Source organism: Microcystis sp. M53598_WE2 (assembly GCF_030067735.1).
Taxonomy (GTDB): Bacteria; Cyanobacteriota; Cyanobacteriia; order Cyanobacteriales; family Microcystaceae; genus Microcystis; species Microcystis aeruginosa.
In genome coordinates, this window is sequence record NZ_JASJFE010000879.1 from 1 (window position 1) to 1,454 (window position 1,454).

At 39.5% G+C, this 1,454-nt stretch carries 2 protein-coding genes; one reads left to right on the top strand and one right to left on the bottom strand.

Features of this window, described 5'->3' with window-relative positions:
• Positions 1–837 (top strand): magnesium/cobalt transporter CorA (corA, locus tag PX636_RS17850; RefSeq protein ID WP_288118126.1); only part of this gene is annotated, 837 nt, incomplete at its 5' end.
• Positions 838–896: 59 nt separating this feature from the next.
• On the opposite strand, the gene PX636_RS17855 is transcribed toward corA, so the two are convergent.
• Positions 897–1,073, bottom strand: a complete 177-nt coding sequence (locus tag PX636_RS17855; protein ID WP_002759470.1) for a hypothetical protein — start codon at positions 1,071–1,073, stop codon at positions 897–899.
• Positions 1,074–1,454: the final 381 nt, after the last annotated feature.

Below are 1,454 nucleotides of genomic sequence, written 5' to 3' on the forward strand. Positions count from 1 at the left end.
GATATAGTCAGTATTCCCCAAAGACCAAAAGTGGAAGAATGCGAGAATTATATTTTAATAATAGTGCCAATGGCTATCCTGATCGATCATCAGGGTTTTTTGCTAGAACAAATCAGTTTAATCGTTGGGAAGAATTATGTTTTAACCGTGCAGGAAGAAGGACAATACGATTCTTTAGAGGGAGTTAGGGAAAGAATCCGTTTAAATAAAGGTTCCATCCGGCAGCAAAAATCGGGTTATTTAGCCTACTCAATTTGGGATGCCATTATTGACGGTTATTTTCCTGTTTTAGAGTCCTACGGAGAAAGAATCGAGGAGTTAGAAAACGAAATTTTAGCTAGTCCCACGGAACAGACTTTATCAAAAATTTACCAAATACGTCAGGAATTACTCTCCCTGCGACGAGCAATTTGGCCGCAAAGGGACACCCTCAATGCGCTTTTACGGGATGAGTACATTGTCATCGATACAACGATTAAACCCTATCTAAGAGACTGTTATGACCATGTGGTACAAATCCTCGATGTTATCGAAAATTACCGGGAATTTGCCAATGGTTTAATGGATTTTTACCTGTCTTCCGTGAGTAATAAAATGAACGAGATTATGAAAACTTTAACGGTAATCTCGACGATTTTTATCCCGCTTACCTTCATTGTCGGTATTTATGGCATGAACTTTGATACTGATAAATCCCCCTATAATATGCCCGAATTAGAATGGTATTGGGGCTATGTGTTCGTCTGGGTGTTGATGCTAACCGTTGCTTTCAGTTTAATCATTTTCTTTTGGCGACGCGGCTGGTTTAAGAACCTATCGACAGTGAAGAAAAGATAAACTGTTAAGCAGATTAGACAGACCGGACGACATGGCCGGCATCTAGCAAGAGAAAATGGCTATTGCAGAGAAATTAATAGTTTAGTGTCTACGGTATTTTTTAACACTTTCAGTTGATGGCTTCTCATTTTGTCCAACCAACTATAGTGCTGGCTGTGACATTGATAGACGATATCGATGTCACCAATCTCTGACTTAACCTGAGCCAAGTAGTTTTCTAGTTCGCTAATTTTCATAACCAATCTCGCTTGCGCTGAAGGACATCAACCCCAAACCAAGAATTATCGCTAAAGGATAGGGGTGACTACAGTTACTATTATAGGCCGATCATAATTCTTAAAAAAGTTCTTATCTAACAAAGTTAGCTAATGTCAGGGTTAGATGATATTAGCAAAGTTTCTTTCTAGTCGTCTAGGGGGCAGGGCCATTCCTAGGTAAGGGGGCTAATTTACCGAAGAAGGGCTGCAGTAATGCCCAAGCAATGTCGATAATCGCAACAAGTCAAGAAATAAAAAATTCTCGATATTGTCTTTCACTTCCCCCAGCTTCAATAATTAATTCTTTTTTCATTACTTTTTAGTCTCTGGAGGTCGCTGTTTAGAAGCTGCCGCAATCGC

What these genes read in the sequence shown, in the direction of transcription:
- PX636_RS17855 (WP_002759470.1), bottom strand. Translation starts at nt 1,073, where the DNA reads ATGAAAATTAGCGAACTAGAAAACTACTTGGCTCAGGTTAAGTCAGAG.